Origin of the sequence: Paenibacillus aurantius (assembly GCF_032268605.1) — a bacterium.
GTDB classification, from domain to species: Bacteria; Bacillota; Bacilli; order Paenibacillales; family NBRC-103111; genus Paenibacillus_AO; species Paenibacillus_AO aurantius.
Genome location: NZ_CP130318.1, coordinates 2336340 through 2360453 on the forward strand (window position 1 = coordinate 2336340; position 24114 = coordinate 2360453).

Annotated in this window: 20 protein-coding genes; 19 read left to right on the top strand and 1 reads right to left on the bottom strand. The window is 58.4% G+C overall.

Annotated features, from left to right (window positions below; genetic code table 11):
• Positions 1-11: 11 nt before the first annotated feature.
• The 18 genes from MJA45_RS10530 to deoC all read left to right on the top strand — a co-directional run bounded on the left by MJA45_RS10530 (position 12) and on the right by deoC (position 21487).
• Positions 12-416: a hypothetical protein gene (locus tag MJA45_RS10530; RefSeq protein ID WP_315607212.1), complete on the top strand. Its 405-nt coding sequence runs from the start codon at positions 12-14 to the stop codon at positions 414-416.
• 76 nt (positions 417-492) lie between these two features.
• Entirely contained in the window at positions 493-2307 is a 1815-nt protein-coding gene (gene lepA, locus MJA45_RS10535; RefSeq protein WP_315607213.1) for a translation elongation factor 4, read from the top strand.
• Between the two features lie 81 nt (positions 2308-2388).
• Positions 2389-3546 carry a radical SAM family heme chaperone HemW gene (gene hemW / locus MJA45_RS10540; protein WP_315607214.1) on the top strand — a complete coding sequence of 386 codons (1158 nt, stop codon included), beginning with the start codon at positions 2389-2391 and terminating at the stop codon, positions 3544-3546.
• Between the two features lie 122 nt (positions 3547-3668).
• Complete coding sequence (locus tag MJA45_RS10545) at positions 3669-4130, top strand: N-acetyltransferase (RefSeq protein ID WP_315607988.1); 462 nt, start codon at positions 3669-3671, stop codon at positions 4128-4130.
• Between the two features lie 143 nt (positions 4131-4273).
• The gene (gene hrcA, locus MJA45_RS10550; protein ID WP_315607215.1) at positions 4274-5299 is read left to right on the top strand and encodes a heat-inducible transcriptional repressor HrcA; all 1026 of its coding nucleotides are present in this window, start codon (positions 4274-4276) and stop codon (positions 5297-5299) included.
• A gap of 36 nt (positions 5300-5335) precedes the next feature.
• Positions 5336-6877, top strand: a complete 1542-nt coding sequence (locus MJA45_RS10555; protein WP_315607216.1) for a TCP-1/cpn60 chaperonin family protein — start codon at positions 5336-5338, stop codon at positions 6875-6877.
• 68 nt (positions 6878-6945) lie between these two features.
• Positions 6946-7545, top strand: coding sequence for a nucleotide exchange factor GrpE (gene grpE, locus MJA45_RS10560; protein ID WP_407083121.1), 600 nt, complete (start codon positions 6946-6948; stop codon positions 7543-7545).
• A 74-nt stretch (positions 7546-7619) separates the two neighbouring features.
• The gene (gene dnaK / locus MJA45_RS10565; RefSeq protein WP_315607217.1) at positions 7620-9461 is read left to right on the top strand and encodes a molecular chaperone DnaK; all 1842 of its coding nucleotides are present in this window, start codon (positions 7620-7622) and stop codon (positions 9459-9461) included.
• A 115-nt stretch (positions 9462-9576) separates the two neighbouring features.
• Positions 9577-10695, top strand: a complete 1119-nt coding sequence (dnaJ, locus tag MJA45_RS10570) for a molecular chaperone DnaJ (RefSeq protein ID WP_315607218.1) — start codon at positions 9577-9579, stop codon at positions 10693-10695.
• A gap of 140 nt (positions 10696-10835) precedes the next feature.
• Entirely contained in the window at positions 10836-10982 is a 147-nt protein-coding gene (locus MJA45_RS10575; RefSeq protein ID WP_315607219.1) for a YfhD family protein, read from the top strand.
• A 1-nt stretch (position 10983) separates the two neighbouring features.
• Positions 10984-11355, top strand: a complete 372-nt coding sequence (locus MJA45_RS10580) for a hypothetical protein (RefSeq protein WP_315607220.1) — start codon at positions 10984-10986, stop codon at positions 11353-11355.
• 290 nt (positions 11356-11645) lie between these two features.
• On the top strand, positions 11646-12632 hold the full coding sequence (prmA, locus tag MJA45_RS10585; protein WP_315607221.1) for a 50S ribosomal protein L11 methyltransferase: 987 nt from the start codon (positions 11646-11648) through the stop codon (positions 12630-12632).
• The gene (locus tag MJA45_RS10590; protein ID WP_315607222.1) at positions 12625-13326 is read left to right on the top strand and encodes a site-2 protease family protein; all 702 of its coding nucleotides are present in this window, start codon (positions 12625-12627) and stop codon (positions 13324-13326) included. Before prmA ends, MJA45_RS10590 begins: the two co-directional genes overlap by 8 nt.
• Positions 13327-13708: 382 nt before the next feature.
• Positions 13709-17881, top strand: coding sequence for a lamin tail domain-containing protein (locus MJA45_RS10595; RefSeq protein ID WP_315607223.1), 4173 nt, complete (start codon positions 13709-13711; stop codon positions 17879-17881).
• 246 nt (positions 17882-18127) lie between these two features.
• Positions 18128-18892 carry a 16S rRNA (uracil(1498)-N(3))-methyltransferase gene (locus tag MJA45_RS10600; RefSeq protein WP_315607990.1) on the top strand — a complete coding sequence of 255 codons (765 nt, stop codon included), beginning with the start codon at positions 18128-18130 and terminating at the stop codon, positions 18890-18892.
• 5 nt (positions 18893-18897) lie between these two features.
• Positions 18898-20238, top strand: coding sequence for a tRNA (N(6)-L-threonylcarbamoyladenosine(37)-C(2))-methylthiotransferase MtaB (mtaB, locus tag MJA45_RS10605; RefSeq protein ID WP_315607224.1), 1341 nt, complete (start codon positions 18898-18900; stop codon positions 20236-20238).
• 132 nt (positions 20239-20370) lie between these two features.
• The gene (locus MJA45_RS10610) at positions 20371-20811 is read left to right on the top strand and encodes an NUDIX hydrolase (RefSeq protein WP_315607225.1); all 441 of its coding nucleotides are present in this window, start codon (positions 20371-20373) and stop codon (positions 20809-20811) included.
• A 1-nt stretch (position 20812) separates the two neighbouring features.
• On the top strand, positions 20813-21487 hold the full coding sequence (gene deoC, locus MJA45_RS10615; RefSeq protein ID WP_315607226.1) for a deoxyribose-phosphate aldolase: 675 nt from the start codon (positions 20813-20815) through the stop codon (positions 21485-21487).
• Here deoC and MJA45_RS10620 read toward each other — a convergent pair whose 3' ends face one another.
• Positions 21488-22435 carry a Na/Pi cotransporter family protein gene (locus tag MJA45_RS10620; protein ID WP_315607227.1) on the bottom strand — a complete coding sequence of 316 codons (948 nt, stop codon included), beginning with the start codon at positions 22433-22435 and terminating at the stop codon, positions 21488-21490.
• A 235-nt stretch (positions 22436-22670) separates the two neighbouring features.
• Here MJA45_RS10620 and MJA45_RS10625 point away from each other — a divergent pair, with 235 nt between their 5' ends.
• Positions 22671-24053, top strand: a complete 1383-nt coding sequence (locus tag MJA45_RS10625; protein ID WP_315607991.1) for a class I SAM-dependent rRNA methyltransferase — start codon at positions 22671-22673, stop codon at positions 24051-24053.
• Positions 24054-24114 lie beyond the last annotated feature (61 nt).

Consider the following 24114-nt stretch of genomic DNA (forward strand, 5'->3'; position numbering starts at 1 on the left):
AGGAGAAGAGCATGAAACATTTTACCGCCAAGCTCGTGATCTTCTCGCTGCTGCTGGGCTTCGGAATCTTCTTCGGGGTGGATATGGCGGCCAAGGGGAAGGACCCGGGGCCCGCGGCCGTCCATAGCGGGGTTCGGATTCCCGTGCATACCCCGGCGCCCAAGGAAATTCCGCAGCCGACGGCAACCCCCAAGACGCCTGCCTCCAAACCGGCTCCGGCCTCCCAGGCAACCGCCCCGGCGGCGGGGAAGCAGCCGGCTGCCGTTCCGGCTATGGCCTCCATATCCGGTGACGAAGAAGCCGATAACGATTCGTTCCTCAACCGGCTGAACAATAAGATCGGGGATGCTCTCCGCCGGACGGCCGCTGCCGTATTCGGCTGGTTCGTTTCGGTCTTCAATGTCCTTCTGGAGTAGTCCGCGGCAAGCGCTCATTGATGCCGCCTCCGCTACCTGCTATAATTACTCTTATTGTGAATTGCGGAGGTAAGGAATGACGGACATTCGGGAGAGACAAAGCAAAATCAGAAACTTCTCGATCATCGCCCATATAGATCACGGCAAGTCGACTTTGGCGGACCGGATCCTGGAATTCACGGGGGCGCTGACCTCCCGGGAAATGCAGGAGCAGGTGCTGGATCAGATGGACCTCGAACGCGAGCGCGGGATCACGATCAAACTGCAGGCGGTCAGACTGAAGTACAAAGCCGATGACGGCGAAGAATATATTCTGAACCTGATCGACACCCCGGGACACGTGGACTTCACCTATGAAGTTTCCCGAAGCCTTGCGGCCTGCGAAGGGGCGCTGCTCGTCGTGGATGCGGCCCAAGGGATTGAAGCCCAGACGCTGGCTAACGTTTACCTGGCGCTGGATAATAACCTGGAAATCCTGCCGGTCATCAACAAAATCGACCTGCCGAGCGCCGAGCCGGAGCGCGTCAAGCAGGAGGTCGAAGACGTAATCGGCCTGGATGCCAGCGAGGCCGTGCTGGCCTCCGCGAAGGCGGGCATCGGCATCAAGGACATTTTGGAGCAGGTGTGCAAGAAGGTTCCCGCTCCGACGGGAGATCCGGACAAGCCGTTGAAGGCGCTCATCTTCGACTCCCATTTCGATCCCTACAAGGGCGTTATCGTCTATGTACGGGTAATGGACGGCTCCATCAAATCCGGCACCAAGATTCATTTCATGGCCACGAACAAAACCTTCGAGGTCATTGAGGTGGGGGCGTTTATGCCGCGCATGGGGATCGTTGACGAGCTTAATGTCGGGGATGTCGGCTTTATTGTGGCGGGCATCAAGAACGTAAAGGACACCCGGGTAGGGGATACGGTCACCGACGCCAAGAACATGGCTCCCGAGCCGCTTCCCGGTTACCGGCGGATTAACCCCATGGTTTTCTGCGGGCTGTACCCGATCGAAACCTCGGACTACAACGACCTGCGCGAAGCGCTCGAAAAGCTGGAGCTCAATGACGCATCCCTCCGCTACGAGCCGGAGACCTCTTCGGCCCTAGGCTTTGGCTTCCGCTGCGGATTTCTCGGGCTGCTGCATATGGAAATCATCCAGGAGCGGATCGAGCGGGAATTCAACATTCCGCTCATTACGACGGCACCAAGCGTAATCTTCAAGGTTACGCTGACCAACGGGGAAACGATGGAGATTGACAATCCTTCCAACTACCCGGAGGTCGGCCGCATCGAGTATGTGGAAGAGCCGTATGTAAAGGCCGCCATTATCGTACCGAACGATTATGTGGGAGCCATCATGGAACTCTGCCAAGGCAAACGCGGAGACTTCCTGAACATGGAATATTTGGATTCGAACCGCGTTACCTTGACGTATGACATGCCGCTGTCCGAAATCGTTTATGATTTCTTCGACCAGCTCAAATCGAACACGAAAGGGTACGCCTCCTTCGATTACGAACTGTCCGGCTACAAGCGTTCCAATCTTGTTAAGATGGACATTCTGCTGAACAACGAGCAGGTGGATGCCCTCTCCTTCATCGTTCATCGCGACCGGGCCTACAACCGGGGCCGGATCATTTGCGAGAAGCTTCGCGAGCTGATCCCGCGGCAGATGTTCGAGGTGCCGATCCAGGCCGCCGTCGGCCAGAAGGTCATCGCCCGCGAGACCGTTAAGGCCATGCGCAAAAACGTCCTCGCCAAATGCTACGGCGGAGACATTTCCCGTAAACGGAAGCTTCTCGAGAAGCAGAAGGAAGGGAAGAAGCGCATGAAGCAGGTGGGCAGCGTGGAGGTTCCGCAGGAAGCGTTTATGGCGGTCCTCAAGCTTGATGAATAATCGGCAACACCAATTAAAAGTAAACCAAGCCGGCAGGAATCTTAGCATTCCTGCCTTTTAGCATAGAAAGAAGGTCATTCCATGGGAACCCCATCACCGGAAGCGGTGTACATTCACATCCCGTTCTGCACGAACAAATGCCACTACTGCGATTTCAATTCCTTTGTCCTGAAGGGACAGCCGGTCATGGATTATTTGGACGGCCTTGAACGGGAGATGGAGCGGACTGTCAGGGCCGTCCCTCCCGATACCATCAAGACGATCTTCGTCGGCGGGGGGACACCTACCGTTCTGCTTCCCGATCAAATGGAACATTTTCTCCGTCTGGTCCGGACCTATTTCCCGACTCAGGCGGATGACATAGAGATCACCATGGAAGCCAACCCGGGTACCACGGATGAAGAGAAGCTGTCGGTCATGAGAGCGGGGGGTGTGAACCGCCTGTCGTTCGGCGTCCAGTCCTTCGACAATGCTCTGCTGGAAGCCATCGGACGCATTCATAATACCGATGATGTCTACCGGAGCATCGAGACGGCCCAGAAGGTCGGCTTTACGAACCTGTCCATCGATTTGATGTTCAACCTGCCGAGGCAGACGGTGGACATCCTGAGCCGGACGCTCGACGCGGCGCTCGCTCTGGATCTTAAGCATTACTCGATCTACAGCCTCAAGGTGGAGGAGAACACGCTGTTCCATACGCTGTACGAACGCAACCAGCTGCCGCTGCCGGAGGAGGAGGAAGAGATCGAGATGTTCCTCCTGATCATGGAGCGGCTGAAAGGCGCCGGCTACGGCCAGTATGAGATCAGCAACTTCGCCCGGCCGGGCTATGAAAGCCGGCACAACATCACCTACTGGAAAAACCGCAGCTACTACGGGCTCGGGGCCGGAGCCCACGGCTACTGGAACGGTCTCCGCCATATTAACGTGAAGGGCGTGCAGCCGTACATCGATGCCACCCGGAAGGATCTGCCCCGCCTGGAGGTCAATGAAGTGAGCCGCCAGGAAGCGATGGAGGACTTCATGATGGTCGGCCTTCGGATGCTGGAGGGAGTGAGCGATTCCGATTTCCGCGAGCAATTTGGCGGGCAGAGCATCCGTTCGGTTTTCGGTGAGAGAATCGACAAGCTGGCCGCCGTTGGCCTTCTGACGGAAACGGAGTCAGGGGTCCGGCTGTCCGACCGCGGAATTCTTCTCGGGAATGAAGTTTTCGGGGAGTTTATTGGAATTTTGTCTTGAGCGTTTATTCGTCCTGTTGTATATTTATTCATAAGTCCATTTTTCGCCAAATGGGAAAAGTGGACTTTGTCATATTCGAATGACTATTTCATGATTATATAGGTGGGATCAAGATGATCAACATGACCGTGACATGCAGGAAAGCGGAAGAAGGCGACCTGGAGACCCTGGCAGCGATTATTCAAGGCTATGCGGAGAAAGGGATCATGCTGCCCCGTTCCAAGGAAATGCTCAAATATACATTAGACACTTTTGTGGTGGCGGAAGTGGACGGTAAGATGGTCGGCTGCGGATCGCTCTGCCAGCTGGGCAAGGAGCTCGTGGAAATCCGCTCCCTCGGGATCACGGACGGCTACAAAGGAATGGGCATCGGCCGGAAGCTGGTTACCTTCCTGGAGGGAGAAGCCCGCGAAATGGGCATTCCCAAGGTGATGGCGCTGACCTATGAGGTCGCGTTCTTTGAAAAAATCGGCTACACGGTTGTGCCTAAGGAGATTTTTCCGGAGAAGGTCTGGAAGGACTGCGTCCATTGCAAAAAGCAGGATTGCTGCGACGAAATTGCCGTACTCAAACGGTTGGATTGACTTGACAACCAATGTTTGGGTTTGGTATTTTTGTAGTATCGCTTAGCACTCATTAAAGAAGAGTGCTAACGATCTATAGCAGAGACGACCCAATGGTACACGATGTCAGTTTTCCATTAGGAAGGCTTTCGGGAGGGGTTAAGATGTTAACGGAACGCCAGAAGGCGATATTAAGCGCGATAGTCGACGACTATATCCGCTCCGCCGAGCCGGTCGGTTCCCGCAGCATATCGAAGCGCGGGGACGTCGGGTTCAGCCCGGCCACCATCCGCAACGAGATGGCGGACCTGGAGGAGCTCGGGTACCTGGAGCAGCCGCACACGTCGGCCGGACGGATCCCTTCCCATAAGGGATACCGGTATTACGTCGACCATCTGCTCAAATACGGAACCTTGTCCAGCGGCGAGCTGAATATGATGAAGGTTTTTTTTGCTGAGAAAATGCAGGAGATGGAACAGGTGATCCAGCACGTGGCCTCCATTCTCTCGGGGATGACCAATTATACGTCGATCGTCATGGGACCGGAGCTCTTCAACACCACGCTGAAGCACCTCCAGATCATCCCGCTGAACGAACGGACGGCGGTGGCCATCATCGTGACGAGCACCGGGCATGTCGAGAACAAGACCGTCCAGCTGCCGGAAGGCATTCCGATGTCGGAAGTCGAGAAAATGGTCAACCTTCTCAATGCCCGGCTGGCGAACGTCCCGCTTCTGCATCTTCGCTCCAAGCTGTATAACGAGATTGGGGCGGAGCTGGGAAGGTATGTTTCAGGTTACGAAGAGCTGATGAAGGTCATGGAGAATGTCCTTGAAGGGGAAGAAGAACACCGGATCTTCCTGAGCGGAACGACCAAAATGCTGGATCAGCCGGAATTCAAGGACGTAGTCAAGGTGAAGCATATTCTCGACCTGCTCGAAGAGACGCCGGCTCTCGTCAAGCTGTTTACCTCTCTGCCGGAAGGCATACAGGTAAGGATCGGAAGCGAGAACCAGGTGGAGGCAATGAGCAACTGCAGCTTGATCACCGCGAGCTATTCGATCGACGGGCAATCGCTCGGAACGATCGGCATACTCGGCCCCACGCGGATGGAATACGCGAAAGTCATGAGCCTCCTGGACCACTTGTCCCGAGACATGACCCACATTCTCGGCCGTTGGTACAAATAGCGGGCGCGTGACACCCGAGGAAAGGATACCCGCCTTATGAATACGAAGCAGGGCAATGTCGAAGGAGAAGACCGGCACGCGACGCTTCTGAACAATGCGGGAGCCGTCCGGGCGATCTGCTCCGCCGTTGAAGGCACCCTCGGCCCGAAAGGGCTCGACACGATGCTCGTCGGTCAGCAGGGAGACGTGCTCATCACGAATGACGGTGTCACCATCCTGGAGAAAATGGACGTGTCGCACCCGGCGGCCCGGCTTCTCGTTCAGGTGGCCCGCTCCCAGCAGGCCCTGATCGGCGATGGCACCACGACGGCCACCGTACTGGCGGGCGCCCTCGTAAGTGAAGGGGTCGCCCAGGTCGTCAAAGGAGTTCCCGTGGCCAAGGTGGTGGCCGGGCTTGAGCTCGGCATCAAGTTCGCCGCTGAGGCGATAGCCGGCCGGTCCCGTCCCGTCGAAGGACCGGACGATCCGGTCTTGAGCCGGATCGCTTACATAGCGGGGCGGGAGCACGAGGACATCGCCGGCCTGGTGGTCCAGGCGGCCCGACTTCTCGGAGCTGAGAAGCTTAAGGACGAACGCTTCCGCTTTGCGGATGCCGTTACGGCGGTAGACCGGGGGCGCAGTGAAGTATGGCCGGGTCTTCTGCTGAACAAGCTGCCGCTTTCGGAGGAAGAAGGACCGGTCGAAGGCAGCCGGGTGCTTCTCCTGCTCGACCCGCTCGAGGCCGAAAGGCCCGACGAGGAGGTGCTCGGCACGGAGGCCGGCTACCGCGCGTACGCCGCGATGCGCGAGCAGTTTCTCGCCGACCTCGAGAAGCTCGCCGAGCTCGGCGTCGGGCTCATCGCGCTGGACCGCGGAGCCGGCGCCGAGGCGGAGCAGTTCTGCGCGGACCGCGGCATCATGCTGCTGCCGCGCGTCCCGCGCCGCGACCTGCAGCGCCTCGCCGCCTTCACCGCGGCCAAGCCGCTGCGCCGCACCGCGCTGCGCAAGAGCGCCGGCGATCTCGCCGCGTCGCTCGGCCGCGCCGGGCGCATCGCCTTCGACGGCGTGCTCGAGCGCGTGCGGCTGGCCGACGGCGCCGGCACCCCCGCGGTGACCGTCGTCGTCGGCGCCAGCACGCGCGAGGTCGCCGGCGAGCGCTCGCGCATCGCGAAGGACGCCGCTTCGGCCGTCCAAGCGGCGGTGCGCGGCGGCTGCGTCGCGGGCGGCGGCGCCGCGGAGCTCGCGGCCGCGCGGGAGCTCGAACGCTTCCGCGAGACCGTCAAAGGGTTGGAGGGCTTCGGCCTTGATGCGGTCAGCCAAGCGCTGCGTAAGCCGCTCGCGCAGATCGTCATCAATGCCGGCTTCAACCCTTTGGAGAAGGTCGAGGAAGCGCGCGCCGCTCAAGCGGCCGCCGGGAGCGATACGCTCGGGATCGACTGCGATACCGGGCGGCTCACGGACATGATCGAGGCGCTGGTGATCGATCCGGCGCCGGTGAAGATTCATGCGATTCAGGCAGCCGGGGAAGTAGCCGCCGCCGTTTTACGGATACACACCGTCATTAAGATGAAGCAGGGGGCGGAGCCGCAGGCCGAATGATGCGGACTTCCCGCCCCTGAGGGATACACATTCAGGCTGACGAGCCTAGCTAAGGAGGTGAACAGACGTTGAAATCGAACCCATCCGATTCCCAGCCAACCCAAGAAGAACAGAACACGCCTCAACCGGAAGAAACACCGGAGCAAACTGCCGAGGCTTTGGATAAGGAAACGAAGGAAGACAACGTTCCCGAAGAACAGTCCGCAAGCGCGGCTCAAGCCGCCGAGCTTGAGGAGCTTCGCAAGCAGGTCGAAGAGCATCAGCAGCGCTTCCTGCGCGCGCAGGCGGATTTCGATAATTTCCGTCGCCGTTCCCGGCAGGAAAAAGAGGATTTCGCCAAGTACGCTTCCGCTAAGGTGATCGAGCAGCTGCTGCCGATCGTGGACAACTTCGAGCGCGCCCTAACCTCCTCCAAGGAAACGAAGGATTTCGAAGCTCTCTTGAAGGGACTCGAAATGACCGCCCGCCAGCTGGAGCAGGTACTGAAGAACGAAGGCTTGCAGGCGATGGAAACGGTGGGACAGCCGTTCAATCCGGATTTCCATCAAGCCATCATGCAGGTAGAGTCCGAAGAGCACGGAGAAGGCATCGTGGTCGAGGAAGTACAGAAGGGCTATGTCCTGAAGGACAAAGTCCTGCGTCCGGCTATGGTTAAAGTAAGCATGTAGCAAGCGGCAAGAATAATCCCGCCGGAAACGGGAGCTATAGCGAGACAGCACCTATTCGAAGGAGGAACCATACCATGAGTAAAGTTATCGGGATTGACTTGGGGACCACCAACTCCTGCGTGGCCGTAATGGAAGGCGGCGAAGCCGTCGTTATCCCCAATCCGGAAGGAAACCGCACCACCCCATCCGTTGTAGGCTTCAAGAAGGACGGGGAGCGCATCGTAGGCGAGAGCGCGAAGCGCCAGGCGATCACCAACCCGGACCGTACGGTAAGCTCGATCAAGCGCCATATGGGAACGACCCACAAGGAGAAGATCGAGGACAAGGAATACACGGCTCCTGAAATTTCCGCTATCATTCTGCAGAAGCTGAAGGCGGACGCCGAAGCTTACCTGGGCTCCCCGGTTACGCAGGCCGTTATCACAGTACCGGCCTACTTCAACGACAGCCAGCGCCAGGCAACCAAAGACGCCGGTAAAATTGCCGGTCTTGAAGTTCTCCGCATTGTGAACGAGCCTACGGCAGCGGCTTTGGCCTATGGCTTGGAGAAGGATGCCGAAGAAACGATCCTCGTTTACGACTTGGGCGGCGGTACGTTTGACGTATCCATTCTCGAGCTCGACAGCGGAACGTTCGAAGTTAAGGCAACAAGCGGGGACAACCACCTGGGCGGAGATGACTTCGACCAAGCGGTAATGGACTACCTGGTGGCCGAGTTCAAGAAAGAGCAGGGCGTTGACCTGAGCAAAGACAAAGCCGCGGTTCAGCGTCTGAAGGATGCCGCCGAGAAAGCGAAGAAGGAGCTGTCCGGCGTTCTGACGACGACCATCTCCCTTCCGTTCATCACCATGGTAGACGGCGTTCCCCAGCACTTGGAAATGAACCTGACCCGTGCAAAGTTTGAAGAATTGACGGCAAGCCTTGTGGAAAGAACGCTCGGTCCGACCCGTCAAGCGCTAAGCGATGCCGGCCTCACAGCGAATGACATCAACAAAGTCGTTCTTGTCGGCGGATCGACCCGGATCCCGGCTGTCCAGGAAGCCATCAAGAGGCTGACCGGCAAAGACCCTCACAAAGGGGTTAACCCGGACGAGGTCGTTGCCCTTGGCGCCGCCATTCAAGCGGGCGTTCTGACCGGGGATGTGAAGGACGTTCTGCTTCTGGACGTCACGCCATTGTCCCTCGGAATCGAAACGGCGGGCGGCGTGTTCACGAAGATGATCGAGCGCAATACGACGATCCCGACGAGCAAGTCCCAAGTTTTCAGCACGTATGCCGATAACCAGACGAGCGTAGAAATTCACGTTCTGCAAGGGGAGCGCTCCATGGCCTCCGGCAACAAAACGCTGGGCCGCTTCATGCTGGGTGACATTCCTCCGGCTCCGCGCGGAATCCCGCAAATTGAGGTTACGTTCAACATCGATTCCAACGGGATCGTGAACGTATCCGCTCAGGATAAAGGCACCGGCAAGAGCCAGAACATCACCATCACTTCTTCCGGCGGTTTGACGGACGAAGAAGTGGAACGCATGATGAAGGATGCCGAAGCGCATGCCGACGAAGACCGGAAGCGTAAGGAAGCGGTAGAGGCCCGCAACTCCGCCGACCAGCTCGTTTATACGACTGAGAAGACGATCAAGGACCTGGGCGACAAAGTGGACCAAGCCGACATCGACAAGGCGAACGAGGCGAAAGAGAAAGTGAAGAAGGCGCTCGAAGGCGACGACATCGAAGCCATCAACAAAGCGGCCGAGGAGCTTTCCGAAATCGTTCAAGGCTTGTCCGTTAAGCTCTATGAGCAGGCTGCCCAACAGGCACAAGCGGCTCAAGGCCAAGGCGGAGCCGAAGGCGGCAAAGCGAAGGATAACGTTGTGGACGCCGATTACGAAGTCGTTAACGACGAAGAGAAGAAATAAGCCGTTTCCATCATCCCCCAACACCCGCCGGCTGGGCCTGTCAGGCTCCCGGCGCTTGTCGGGGTTTACGTTTGTAAGGAAGCAAGGGGACTTTTTTTAGGCGGTGAGTGAACAGGTGAGTAAACGCGATTATTACGAGGTGCTCGGAGTCAGCAAGGACGCCTCGGAGGATGAAGTCAAGAAAGCGTTCCGCAAGCTGGCGCGCCAGTACCATCCCGACGTCAACAAGGCCCCGGATGCGGAAGAGAAGTTCAAGGAAGCGAAGGAAGCGTACGACGTCCTGAGCGATGACCAGAAGCGGGCCACGTATGACCGGTTCGGTCATGTGGATCCGAACCAGGGCGGCTTCGGCGGCGCAGGCGCGGGCGATTTTGGAGGCTTCGGCGATATTTTCGATATGTTCTTCGGCGGGGGAGGGCAGCGGCGCAACCCTAACGCACCTCAGCGCGGGAACGACCTTCAGTACACGATGACCATCGAGTTCAAGGAAGCCGTGTTCGGCAAGGAAACGGATATCACCATCCCGCGGACGGAGACCTGCTCCCGCTGTCACGGGTCAGGAGCGAAGCCCGGGACGAAGCCGGATACGTGCGGCACCTGTAAAGGCACGGGCCAGCAGGAGGTTATCCAGAATACGGCTTTCGGCCGCATCGTGAACCGCCGCGTCTGCCCGACCTGTAACGGCCAGGGTCAGATCATCAAAGAGAAATGCGGCGAGTGCCATGGCGCGGGCAAAGTGAAGACCCAGCGCAAGATTCATGTCAAAATTCCGGCCGGCGTTGACGAAGGAGCCCAGCTCCGGGTGTCGGGAGAAGGGGAAGCCGGGACGAAGGGGGGCCCACCGGGAGACCTGTACATTGTCATTCGCGTGAAGGCTCACGATTTCTTTGAGCGCGAGGGCGATGACATCTATTGCGAGGTTCCTCTGACCTTTGCCCAGGCCGCTCTCGGAGACGAGATCGAGATTCCGACGCTGACCGAGAAGGTCAAGCTGAAGATTCCGCCGGGTACCCAGACGGACACCTATTTCCGGCTGAAGGGCAAGGGGGTTCCCCGTCTGCGCGGGTATGGGCAAGGTGACCAGCATGTGAAAGTCGTCGTGGTCACGCCGACCAACCTGAAGGATGAACAGAAGGATCTGCTGCGGCAGTTTTCCAAGTTGAACGGGGAAAACACCCATGAGCAGCAGGAATCCATTTTTGAACGGATGAAAAAAGCATTCTTGGGCGATTAACCCGGACCTGCTATTCTCGCGATGCGACGATAGCAGGTTTTTTTATAAGCCTCGGGTTCCCGTCCGCTCCTCCTGTATGAGTTGGCCCGATGCGGAGAAAGCTATAAAGGCAAAATTACCCCATTGAGGAGGACCATACCATGAACCGTGAATCCCGCGAAAGCGAAACCGGCAAGCTGCCGGTTGATCATAACGAGGACGTGGAGTATTCGGAGGCGCTGGCCGACGAGGAGGACCGGGAGGCGGCCGAACGGGCCGAAGCCGCGGACCAGAGACAGGAGGGCTGACATGGGGACCAAGAACATTCTGGCTTACTTTCACGCACCCGAAGAGGCCCAGGCCATGGCGGATCGCCTGAAAGGGATGGGAGCCGAGGAAGTCAGCGTCGATACGTTCAGCCTGACGCCGGGGGAAGCCGTGGACGGAACGGTTAATCCGTTGACGGGAGAGGTGACCAGCCTGGCCGGGCTGACGCTGGATACCCCCGTATCCTCGCGCAGCACGGGCATCCTGCTCGCGGCGCATCCCAGCGCCAGTGGAATGAGCGACGGAGGAGAAGGGGAGCCGAGCGGACGAAACATTGTGCTGACGGCCATCGTCCCGGACGGCATTCATCAACAGGCCCTCAAGCAGATTGAAGAAGCGGGGGGCCTGGTGTAGGCCTTCCATCTTGTTAAACGAAACCCAACCTGCCGGAATCCGGCGGGTTGGGTTTTTTGCCGTCTAGGTCAGAACAATCCGCTGCGGTGCAGGACGGTCAGCACCCGATAAAAGGCGGCGATTGAGCGTTTGAGTAAAGATTTGTCCACCGCCCGTCAAAGCTTAACGGAGGCGGCCTTTCACGCCATTCCTCACCTTTGCTCCCCGCAGGCACCTATAGTACAATGAGTCTATTATGCCCGTTAGCCATAATACGGGTTTACCTTGTTGGTAACTATAGGAGGATGAGCATGCGCTGGCATGAAGTAACGGTTCATACAACCGAGGAAGCGATCGAGATGATTTCCAATTTCATCCATGAGCTAGGGGCAGGCGGGGTTTCGATAGAGGAATCGGGTACTCTTAACAAGCAGAGGGATACGTCGCTCGGCCAATGGTACGAACGCCCGCTTAATGACATCCCGGAGGGAAGAGCCGTCATCCAGGGATATTTCTCCGAGGGAACGGACATGGACACCGTTCTGGCAAGCTTGAAGCAGTCGGTTCAAGAGCTGGCGGAGTACAGCATCGACACGGGAGAGCCCGTTTACGAGCTGAAGGATGTGGACGATGAGGATTGGGCGACCGCCTGGAAGCAGTACTTCAAGCCTATCCGGATTACCGACAGGCTGACGATCAAGCCGACGTGGGAGGATTACGAGGCCTCTGCCGAAGAGATCATTCTCGAGCTGGATCCCGGCATGGCGTTCGGAACGGGGACCCATGCCACAACCTCGCTTTGTCTGCGGACCATCGAGAAGGTGGTTCGTCCGGGTGATGAAGTGATCGATGTGGGTACCGGCTCCGGGATTCTGGCCATCGCCGCCGCGAAGCTCGGGGCGAAGCATGTGCTCGCCCTGGATCTGGATCCGGTCGCCGTCTCAAGCGCCGAGGAGAATACCAAGCTGAACGGGTTGGAGAATCAGGTGACCGTACGCTTGAGCGATCTGCTGCAGGCGCTTCGGGATAACGGCCAAAACGGTGAGGACCTTGGGGTAACCATGCCGGTGCAGGTGGTCGTGGCGAACATTCTGGCCGAGATCATCCTGCTCTTCGTGGAGGACGTATTCGAGGCACTGGAGCCGGGCGGAACCTACATTGCGTCGGGGATTATCGAAAGTAAGGAGCGGGTCGTCACGGAGGCGCTGACGAAGGCGGGCTTCACTTTGAAGGACCGGTTCCAGGATGGGGACTGGGTCGCCCTGGTGGCGGGAAAGCCGCAGGTGAACGGTGGATAATCTGGGCGGACTTCTTCGCTATCCCATTGACGAGATTCCGTTTATTCTGCTTGTTCTGGTCATTGCGTTCACCTTTCACGAATTTGCTCACGCCTATGTGGCGGACAAATTCGGGGATCCGACTCCCCGGTCGATGGGCCGGGTGACGCTGAACCCTATGGTCCATCTGGATGTCCTGGGGACGATTCTTATTTTCCTTTTGGGCTTCGGCTGGGCTAAGCCCGTGCTGATCAAAAGGAGCAACTTCCGCAAGCCCCGGCTTATGGGTATTCTCGTCTCCTTTGCCGGTCCGCTCGCTAATCTCATTCTGGCTTTTCTCGGGTTCCTGCTCGTCTACCTGCTTGGGTACTTCGGAGTCTTTCAATCGATGAACCCGGGTGTACATTCCGCTTCCCTGCTGTTTCTGGAGCGCTTTGTCCAGCTTAATCTCGTTCTGTTCTTGTTCAACCTGCTGCCGCTGCCGCCGCTTGACGGCTACCGCATTCTTCAGGATTTTCTGCCGCTGCGCACCCGGCTTGTGGTGCAGCAATATGAGCAGTGGGTCGTTTTTCTGTTCCTGCTTATGTTCTTTATCCCTCCCTTATACAGCAGCACCCTGGGGCAAATCTTCACGCTGGTGGGGCCTCTCGCCGGCGTCATGCATAACATTCTGCAGGCCATCTTCGGTCCGGTGACCATCGATCTGGTTTCCTAGATGAGCGGAATAGGGACCCGGGGCTCGGGTCCTGTTATAAATCAGGCAAGCTGGCGACGGTAATCACCCGCGTCAGCTTTTTTTTCGGTCATCCTGTGGTGATTCTTTCTCCTCTCTATCGCGAACGGCTAAATTGGGTATTGCAATTTGCAAGATTTACCTACATAATGGAGGGGAATGATGTAACCGGTTTCATCAAGATACCGGTTATCCATAGGAAAACCGTATGGGTGGAGACATTGAGAGAACCCAGGAATCCTATCTGCAGCACCGGAAACGATTGATTTGGCAAGCCATTTCCGGAAAGCAGGCGGTACCTGAGTTTTTTTGTTGTCTTTTTTTGTTGCCTCTACATACGCAATCATTTACGAGGAGGAAGGCTATGAAACGCAAATGGAAGAAAACCGTCGCCCAGTCGGTCGTTCTGTCGCTCGTCGCCACGACCGCCGCTGCGGGATGGCCGATCGTTTCCGCATCGGCTGAAGCTTCTATACCGGCCGTTCTGATTACGGAGCTGGTGCCGGACACGGCCAATGAAAGCAGCAACGACGGGTACGAGTACGTGGAGCTGTACAACGCAACGGACGCCCCGCTCTCCTTGGCCGGCTATAAGCTTAAAGGCAGGGTTCCGAATACCACCAGCCAATGGGAAGGCGTCCTGGGAGCGGACGCCGTCATTCCCCCGCGTGAAAGTATACTGGTCTGGACGCAGAATTCCACAATTTCAGGCTTGAATCTGACCCGCGACAAGTTCCGGGCGAATTACAAGCTGACGAGTGAACAGCTGCCGGATGAGCGGATAACCATTCTGCAGAACGTATCGGGACTGTATAACGGAAGCTCGACGCAAAAAGACATCACCATCAGCCTGGCCAACCCGGAAGGCAGCGATCTGGTTGCCGCGACCTACTTCGTGAACGGAACCGACGATACCTTTGAGAACAAAGGGATCTCGTTCCGCCAGCCGGCCTCCGGAATCACAATGGTCCATAACGGAGGCAACAAAGAGGCTACGCCGGGCCGCGTCTTACAGGCGGAGGTGCCGGGCTTGGCGCCGTCCGACCTGCTTGCAGCCGGGGGAGACCACAGCCTGACACTCTCCTGGACTCCGGCGAACGATCCGGCCGTGACCGGTTACCGGATTTATTCCCGCGAAGGCTTGCCTCCCGTTTCCGTTACGGAGCCTGCTTACACGTACAGCGGCTTGACGAACGGAAAAGACTATACGTTTACCGTATCCACTCTGTACGGGGATGGGAATGTTTCGCCCGCCTCCCCCGCGTTTCGCGGAATAGCGGGCATCCCGGTTCTCCCGTCCAACACGACCGGCCTTCAGGCGCTGCCCCGCAGCGGAGCCGTTCTCCTTAGCTGGGACCCCGCTCCAGAGGGCGACGTCGTGGGGTACCGTCTCTACCAGGACGGGGTGCAGAAGCCTGGTCTCGTGACGGGCACCACCTACACAGCCGATGGGTTGACCAATGGAGAACCGGTCACCTTCGCCGTCTATGCCGTTAACCAGGCGGGTCTTGTATCCGCGCAGCCGGCGGTTGTTACGCAGATTCCGCAGGCCGCTCCTTCTTTCTTGGTCACCGAGATGGCGCCCGACACCAAAAACGTGGATTACAAAACAGGCGGAACGGACGCTTTCGAATTCATCGAGCTGTATAACAATACCTCGACGCCTATTAACCTTAAGGGCTACCAGTTGAACTATGTCGCGGGTGCGACCGTTTACAAATATCCGATTACGGAGGACAAGATTGTTCCGCCGGGGTCTCCCTTCGTGATCTGGTTCAAAAACACAAATGTGCAGCAGGTCGGTCTTGCCGAGTTCAACCAGGCTCACGGCAGCTCGATCACAGAGGACCAACTATACGTCATCGTCAACGGAGGAATGGCCAATACGGCGGCCCGCGGCGTTCAATTCCTGGATCCGGATAAAACGGTGATCAGCTCCGCTACCTACCAGCCTCAGGATGTCGGAGAGAGCATCAGCGCGAACTTCATTCCGGACCCCGCTTTCGGCACGGAATCGATCGAGCGCTTCAGTAGGCCGACCAATCCCGGATACCTATATCCCGTTCAGCGGACGCCCGATCCGGCGGATACGGCATTGCCGTCTGCTCCAACCGGCGTCCAGGTGACCGCAGGGGTGGGAGGGGTCAAGGTCACCTGGAGCAGCTCCCTCGAACAGGACGTTGCCTATGTCAACGTGTATGTAGACGGTACGGTACGCAAGAAGGTTCTTATGCCGGCCGCTGAAGCGGTGATCGAAGGCCTGGAGAACGAGGTTCCCATCACAGTGCGGATCAGCTCACTCGATACGGCCGGACGAGAGTCGGTCCTTACCGAGCCGGTGACGGTTACTCCGACAGAAAGCTCGATGCCGGCTCTGCTCTTGACGGAGATCGTACCGGATACGTGGAATACGGAGCCGCTTGACGCGCGCGATGTATACGATGCCTTCGAATTCATCGAGCTGTATAATCCGCGTCAGGTGCCTGTTGACCTGAACGGCAAGACGGTACGGTTTACCCAGCCCGACGATGCAACGAAGAACTGGTCCTGGACGTTCCGCCAGCCTACGGTCATCGGGCCGAAGCAGACGCTGGAGTTCTGGGTTCGTCCGAACGGACTCGGCTATCTGAACAAGGAAGGCTTCAACTTTTCCTACTTCGGCTTCCAGACCGACAAGTACGTGCCGGAGTCGTCAATTGTGCTCGGGGACGGGGCCGGCGGCCTTACCAACGGCGGAGGAACCATCGACATCGTCGAACCCGACGGAACCGTCATCGTGACCGCTTCCTATAAGGCAGGACAATTCCTGGAGCGAAAAGGCATCTCTTACGCCTATCCGATGTTCGGCGGAACGGGCATGCGCCAGGCCGAAATCCAGCAGACGGCTACACCGGGAATGGTGGATGCTTCACAGGTGCCGCAGGCCGCAAACAGCGATACGACCGCTCCAGCCGCGCCTGCCGGCTTTACAGCCGAACCGGGCGCCGGAGAGGCGACCGTCCGCTGGCAGCCGAACGGGGAAGCGGATTTGGCGGGCTACCGCCTTTATATGAACGGCCAATACGAGCTGACGCTCCCCGCATCGGCCACGTCCTACAAAATGCCGGCTCTGCCGGGTAAAGTAAAAGTGAAATTCGAGCTTAGCACGGTCGACCGGGCGGGGAACGAATCGGCGAAAGCCGCGGTTACGGTTACCCCCGACTATGCGATCATGACCCAGACCGAGCGGGATCCGAGCCCGGCAAACGCCTTGACGGAATCGCGGTTCCAGGAGGCATGGGACATCGGCGGCAAAGGACCGGTCATTCCGGGCCTTGTGCAAGGACATGTTCCGCAAGGAATGTCTTATTATTCGGGCAACGGCAAGGAGTGGATCCTGAGCGCGGCTTACCATTACTCGGGTGATCCGAGTACACTGGCCGTTATAGACGCCAAGACGGGCTTGCTCGAGAAGTACGTTCACCTGAAAAATCCCGACGGCTCAATCTATGTCGGCCATGCCGGCGGGGTGGCGGTCAGCAAGGAAAACGTGTGGCTCTCCTCCGGTAAAAAAATGTACCGCCTGCCTATTCAAGCTTTGCTGAATGCGGAGAGCGGAGGATTCGTCCAATTTGCCGATTCGTTCGGGGTCGTCACTAACTCTTCGTTTACGGCTTATGAGGATGGGGTGCTGTGGGTGGGCGAGTACAGCAATCCGCCGTCTTATACCGTCAGCCCGACCCATACGCTTCAGGACCGGAACGGAGAAACCCACCTTTCCTGGATCGCGGGCTACAAGCTGGGAGAGGATGATCTAATCCCGGCGGCGGCGCCAAGCTTCCTGGAAGAGAACATCCAGAAGGTAGTACCGGATTACGTGCTCAGCATCGGGGACAAAATTCAGGGTGTGGCGTTCCATAACGGGGAAGTGCTACTTACGAACAACTTCGGACGGCCTTACAACCTGATTGTCCGGCATACGATGCCGAATGTCGCGGATGCGGCTTCCAAGCATACCGAGGTGTCCGTCGGCGGAATCGGGGTTCCCGTCTGGTTCCTGGATGGAGTTAACCAGACAGGCTCGCTCCAAATTCCGACCTCAGCTGAAAATATGTTTATCCGGAACGAGGATGGCGAGGATTACCTGTATGTCAATTTCGAATCCGGCTCGAACCACATGAGGTACATGTCTTCGTATTCCATGGACCGCTTGCTCCGGTTGAATCTAGCGCAAATGCGCGCTTACGACAGCAGGACCTTTACAGGCGTTCCCGGCCAATTGGTCATGGGGGATCGGGCACAAGCGATCGTTCTTGCGGAGCGCGGCAGCCGGGAGGCGGAGAATGTGACCTCCGAATACACCTGGTCGAGCAGCAACCCGGCTGTTGCCCAAGTATCCGCTTCTGGTCTCGTGAAAGGCATCCGACCGGGCGATGCAACGATCACAGGTACATCGGCCAGCGGCACCGTGCAGGTGACCGTGCAGGTAACGCCGCCGAAAGGAGGCCTTCACCTCGGGGACTCCGGTGATCACGGTGGAGGACCGGGTAAAAGATAGACAGCATTAAACCAAAAGCCTGCTGGCGCCGGAATATTTCTCCGGCGCCATTCTTTTTACCAGAGGGTTGTTCTTGCCCGTGCACTTCGGCCGGTCCGAATGAATAAGCGCTCCACCGGATAAGCTTGGTAAAAGGATGGCAAAAGCCGCACAATCGCCCGCTCCTGCAGGACGGGGGGTAGCATTTCGGCTGTAAAAAAGGTAAGATGAAGGTTGGAACTTTGGCAGAAAAGAGTGATCATACGCATGCAGCGTTATTTTGTTCCTCCCGAACAGTTCGGTCCGGAATCTGTCCGGATCACGGGGGATGACGCCCACCATCTCCTGCGGGTGATGAGAGGGCAGCCGGGAGATAAGGTCATCTGCAGCAACGGAAGCGACCGGGTCGTTCTGGCTGAGCTTCAGGAGCTGGGGAAGACGGAGGCCCAAGCCCTTATCGTGGAGGAGCTTCCTTTTGCAGGAGAGCCGGCTATTGAGGTTTGGGTGGCCCAAAGCCTCCCCAAAGGGGACAAGCTGGAGACCGTCATCCAGAAAGGAACGGAGATCGGCGCGGCCAAATTCCTGCCTTTCCTGTCGGAGCGGACCGTCGTCCAATACGATGCCAAGAAGGAAGCGAAGAAGCTGGAGCGCTGGCAGAAGATCGCGAAGGAAGCCGCCGAGCAGGCCCACCGCAGCCGGGTCCCCGTCGTTGACGGGACCCGAACGTGGAAAGAACTGCTTAAGGCGGCGGCTGAAGCCGACTTGGCACTGATCTGTTACGAGAAGGAGAACGGGCTCCAGCTGAAGCAGGCGCTGGCCGGAAAGCTCGGCCAACCAGCGGAGGGAAAGAAGGCCCTTCGCGTTTTGTTCGCCATAGGGCCGGAAGGCGGCTTCGCTGAACAGGAAGTGGAACAGGCGGAAGAGGCCGGCTTCCGATCCGTCGGTTTGGGAGCCCGCATCCTTCGCACCGAGACGGCTGCTATGGTGGCGCTCGCGTGCCTTTTCTATGAATCCGGAGAAATGGGGGAATAATCGTTATGCCCAGCGTGGCTTTTCATACATTGGGCTGCAAGGTGAACTTCTACGAAACGGAAGGCATCTGGCAGCTGTTCAAGAACGAAGGATACGAGATGGTGGATTTCGAGCGGACCGCCGACGTCTACCTGATTAATACCTGTACCGTAACAAACACGGGGGATAAAAAGAGCCGGCAGGTAATCCGCCGTGCCATCCGGCGCAATCCGGAGGCGATCATCGCGGTAACCGGGTGCTACGCCCAAACGTCGCCGGCCGAGGTCGCCGCCATTCCCGGCGTCGATATCGTTATCGGGACGCAGGACCGCCACAAGATCATTCCGTTGATCAAGCAGTTTCAGGCGGAGCGCCAGCCGATCAATGCGGTTCGCAACATCATGAAGACGCGGGAGTTCGAGGAGCTGGACGTGCCGGAATTCTCCGACCGCACCCGGGCGTTCCTCAAAATTCAAGAAGGCTGCAACAACTTCTGCACCTTCTGCATCATCCCGTGGTCCCGCGGCCTATTAAGAAGCCGCAAGCCCGAAAGTGTAGTCGAGCAGACCAAGCAGCTTGTCTCGGCCGGCTACCAGGAGATCGTTCTGACCGGTATTCATACGGGCGGTTACGGAGAGGATCTGGAGAACTACAACCTAGCGAAGCTGCTGTGGGATCTCGATAAGGTGGACGGGCTGAAGCGCGTCCGCATCTCCTCCATTGAAGCGAGTCAGATTACCGACGAGGTGCTGGACGTCCTGAAAGGGTCGGAGAAAATGTGCCGGCACTTCCACATTCCGCTTCAGGCCGGTCATGACGAAGTCCTGAAACGGATGCGCCGCAAGTACACCACGGCGGAGTACGGCGAGAAGATCGAGCGGATCCACCGGATCATGCCGGATGCGGCCATTACGACCGACGTCATCGTCGGCTTCCCCGGTGAGACGGAGGAGATGTTCCGCACCGGTTACGAATTCATGAAGCGGATGCGTTTTGCCGAGATGCACGTCTTCCCTTATTCCAAGCGGACCGGAACCCCGGCCGCCCGCATGGAGGACCAGGTGGACGAAGAGATCAAGAACCGCCGCGTTCATGAGCTGATCGACCTCTCCGAGAGAATGCAGCTGGAGTACGCGAAGCCTTTTGTCGGCCAGGTGCTCGAAGTCATTCCGGAGCGTACGTACAAGGAGGCCCCGGACAGCGGGCTCATGATGGGGTACTCGGACAACTACATCCAGCTGGTCTTCCCGGGCTCCGAGGACTTGATCGGCCGGATCGTGAAGGTCAAGGTGGACGAAGCCGGCGTGAACGAATGCAAGGGAACGCTGGTGCGTGTGCTGGACGATGCTCCGGCCGCCGCGGTTTAGAATCGTGTGGGAAAGCTCCAAGGAATTGGAGCTTTCTTTACTTCTTGCGTCTCGGCTGACTTTTTGTCTAACGTCGAGATACCGCGATAGGTGTAAAGCCTTTTTGAAGGTGGTAAGGAAGGGGATAAAGAGATGGGCATCCAGGAAATATCGGCAGGCGGCGTGGTGTACCGCGGTGCGGGAGGCGGACTCGAAATTCAAATGATTCAAGACCGCTATGGGGTTATTACGCTCCCAAAGGGAAAGATGGAACCGGGAGAGACGATTGAGGAAACCGCCCTGCGGGAAATAGTAGAAGAAACGGGCATCCGGGGTAGGATTGTCCAGCATCTGGAAACGGTCCGGTATCCTTATACTTCCCCTGAGAAGGGAAACGTAGATAAGGAAGTGCATTATTACCTGGTGGAGGCGCTGGGTGGCGAGCTTCAGGCCCAGCTGGAGGAAATCCGCGGAGTGGAATGGCTCCCGCCTCACGAAGCGTGGAACCGGCAAAAAGAGTCGGGCTATGAAAACAATCAATCGGTCCTGGAGAAGGCTTTTAGGGCACTGGGACTTACCACGGAGGAGAACTAAGATGGAAATGAATCCGATTGCGGGTTATATCGATCATACGCTGCTTAAGCCGGACGCCACCTCGGAGGCCATCCGCAAGCTTTGCGAGGAAGCGCTGGAGCACCGCTTCTACGGCGTATGTGTAAACAGCCAGTGGGTTTCGTACTGCAAAGAAATACTGGGAGACTCCGGCGTCAAAATCAGTGCGGTCGTCGGCTTCCCGTTAGGAGCGAACCACAGCGGAGTCAAGGCCTTCGAAGCCCAGCTGGCCATTGCCAACGGAGCGGACGAAATCGATATGGTTCTGCCGATCGGCCTGGTGCTGGAAGGCAACTATGACGAAGTCGAACGGGACATCCGCCATGTGGTGGAAGGGACTTTCCGGAAGAACGTCATCAAGGTCATCCTGGAGACCGGTTTCCTGAACGACGAGCAGAAAATCGAGGCCTGCCGGGCCGCCGAACGGGCGGGGGCCCATTTCGTGAAAACCTCAACGGGTTTCGGCCCGGGCAAAGCGACGATCGAGGATGTTCGTCTCATGCGGGACACGGTCTCCGAGGAGATGAGCGTCAAGGCGTCCGGCGGCATCAAGGACCTGGAAACCGCTTTGAGAATGATCGAGGCGGGAGCTTCCCGGCTCGGAACGAGCTCGGGTGTAGCCATTGTGAGCGGCGTTAAGGGCATCGGCGAGTATTGATCAGGCGGGCCGGATTTTTTTGAGAACCGGCAAGTAGCATAATGGAAGTGCCGCAAGGGAGCAGACGATGTTGAACACCGTCTGGGCGTGGGCGATTTGGGCGGCCGGCGATTCCGAGAACCAGGCCGTCGCCGTGGTTAGAGCAGGCAGAAGCGGGTAGAACAACAGCGCTCCGCCCAGGTTCAGCAGCACATGCGACCACGCGACGTAGCCGCCGTAGCGGCTTCCGCCGATGCTCGCGATCACGGCCGTGGCGCACGTGCCCACGTTCGCGCCGATGACGATCGCGATGCCGAGCTCCGGCGGAATCGCCTGCGCGGCGGCCAGGCTCATCGCCATAGCGATTGTGGCGGCGCTGCTGTGGATCAGCGCCGTCACGGCCGCGCCTGCGGCGATGCCCCACAGCCGGCTCTCCTGCGAGCGCTGGACGAGCCATGCCAGAAGGCCCCGGGCTTTCAGCTCGGGGACGATCGACTGCATGACGTCCATGCCGAGCAGGAGACAGGCGAAGCCGGCGGCGGCAAGCGCGCCCGCGCGCAGATGCGGCGCCCAGTCGAGGCGCGCCGGCACGAGCCCGGCGGACGCCCAGACGGCCGCCGCGGCGAAGAGCAGCGGCACGCCGTACTGCTGCAGGCTGAGGCCGAGCAGCTCGGTGGTGATGCACGTGCCGATGTTGCTGCCGAGGATGATGCCGAGCGTCTGCGGGAAGGCCAGCAGCCCGCTGTTCACGAGGCCGATGGTCAGGACCGTTACCGCCGTGCTGCTCTGCAGGACGGCGGTAAGGGCGGTGGAGGCCAGCAGGCCGCGGGCGGGGGTCTGGGTAAACCGTTCCAGCACGGTTTGGAGCAGGGAGCCGGCCCAGCGGTGGAGCGCGAACTCCATTCCTTTCATGCCGAGCATAAACATGGCGAAACCCGCGGCGAGCGGGAGGACGATGGCATGCAGCATGGGAAGCTTGTCTCCTTTTAGATGAAATGGTAAACGAGAAGCTTCGCCGCTCCTTGCGGTTTAAGAGTGCGCAGGGGACGGGCGGAATGAATCCATAAGCGGGCAGGCGGGGCTTGGTCAATTCATGTATATGCCCGGCCTGCCTTCAGAATGAACAGGAGTGGAAAAGTTGGCAGCCGTATATTTGCAACGCAGCCGCAAGATTACCCAGCTCGGAGGAGCCTATGGCTCCAAGCTGAACGCCGAGGCCGTATGGGGGGCACAGAAGCATCCGCGCAGCCGGATCGAGCTCGGGCACCCCTGGGTTTACCGCAGTGAAGTGGAACGGGTCGAAGGGGACCCGGCTCCGGGCTCCGTCGTTCCGGTCTACAGTCACCAGGGGCAGTTTCTTGCCTCGGGGTATTACAACCCTGATTCGCAGATGATCGTCCGCATTGTGGACCATCAGCCGCTCACGGAAATGGACCGGGCCTTTTTCGTCTCCCGATTCCAGGACTGTCGGAGGCACCGCAGCCGGTTTCTTCCCAACCAGAGCTCTTACCGGGCGGTTTACGGGGAAGCGGATTTCCTTCCGGGACTCATTGTGGACAAAATCTCCGACGTGCTGGTCGTCCAGCTTCTCACCTTGGGAATGGACCGCTGCCGGGATGTTATCGTGGAAGCGTTGGTGGAGGTCTTTGAGCCGTCCGGCATCTACGAGCGCAGCGATGTGCCCATTCGGGAACTGGAGGGACTGGAGCAGCGAAAAGGTCCCCTGTACGGGCAGTGCCCGGAGAGGGTCGTTATCGAGGAGAACGGCCTTCAGTTGGAGGTCGATATCCGGGAAGGCCAGAAGACGGGCTATTTCTTCGACCAGAGGGAGAACCGGGCCGCCATCGAACCGCTCATGAAAGGATGGGGGGGGCGCAGCGGCATCCGGCTGGAGGAAAGAACCGGGGAAGACGGGATCGCGAAGACCGTTCCGGTCAACGCCAACGGAAAGCCGGTAAGCTATCCCTTTTGGGACGGGGCGACCGTTCTCGAGTGTTTTTCGCATACGGGCAGCTTTACGCTTCATGCCTGCCAATACGGGGCGAAGAGAGTGACGTGCCTGGACATTTCCGAGCATGCCGTCGAGAGCGCCCGGGCGAACGTGGAACGCAACGGCTTCCTAGACCGGGTCGAGTTCGTGGTAGCGGATGCTTTTCAATATTTACGGGATCAGGTCAAGGGAAGCGAGCAGCGGAAAGAGCGGGCGGACGCCGGACAGAAGAAAGTGGACACCTCCAAGCCGCTCGAAGAGGGCGGCCGCACGTGGGATGTGGTCATTCTGGATCCGCCGGCCTTTGCCAAAACGAGAAGCGCCGTCGAAGGCGCCTGCCGCGGGTACAAGGACATCAACCTTCACGGCTTGAAGTTGGTTAATGAAGGAGGCTATCTGGTTACGGCCAGCTGCTCCTACCATATGAAGCCGGAGCTGTTTCTTGAGACCGTTCATGCCGCCGCCGCCGATGCCGGGAAAATTCTCCGCCTGATCGAGTTCCGCGGAGCGGGCAAGGATCACCCCCGCATTCTGGGGGTCGACGAAGGGCATTATTTGAAATTTGCCATCTTTGAAGTGCGGAGCCGGCAAGCCTAACGGCTGCAAGGTCTGCACCAGTACAAGGCCTCCTTATCCAGGAGGCTCTCTTTTTTTATGC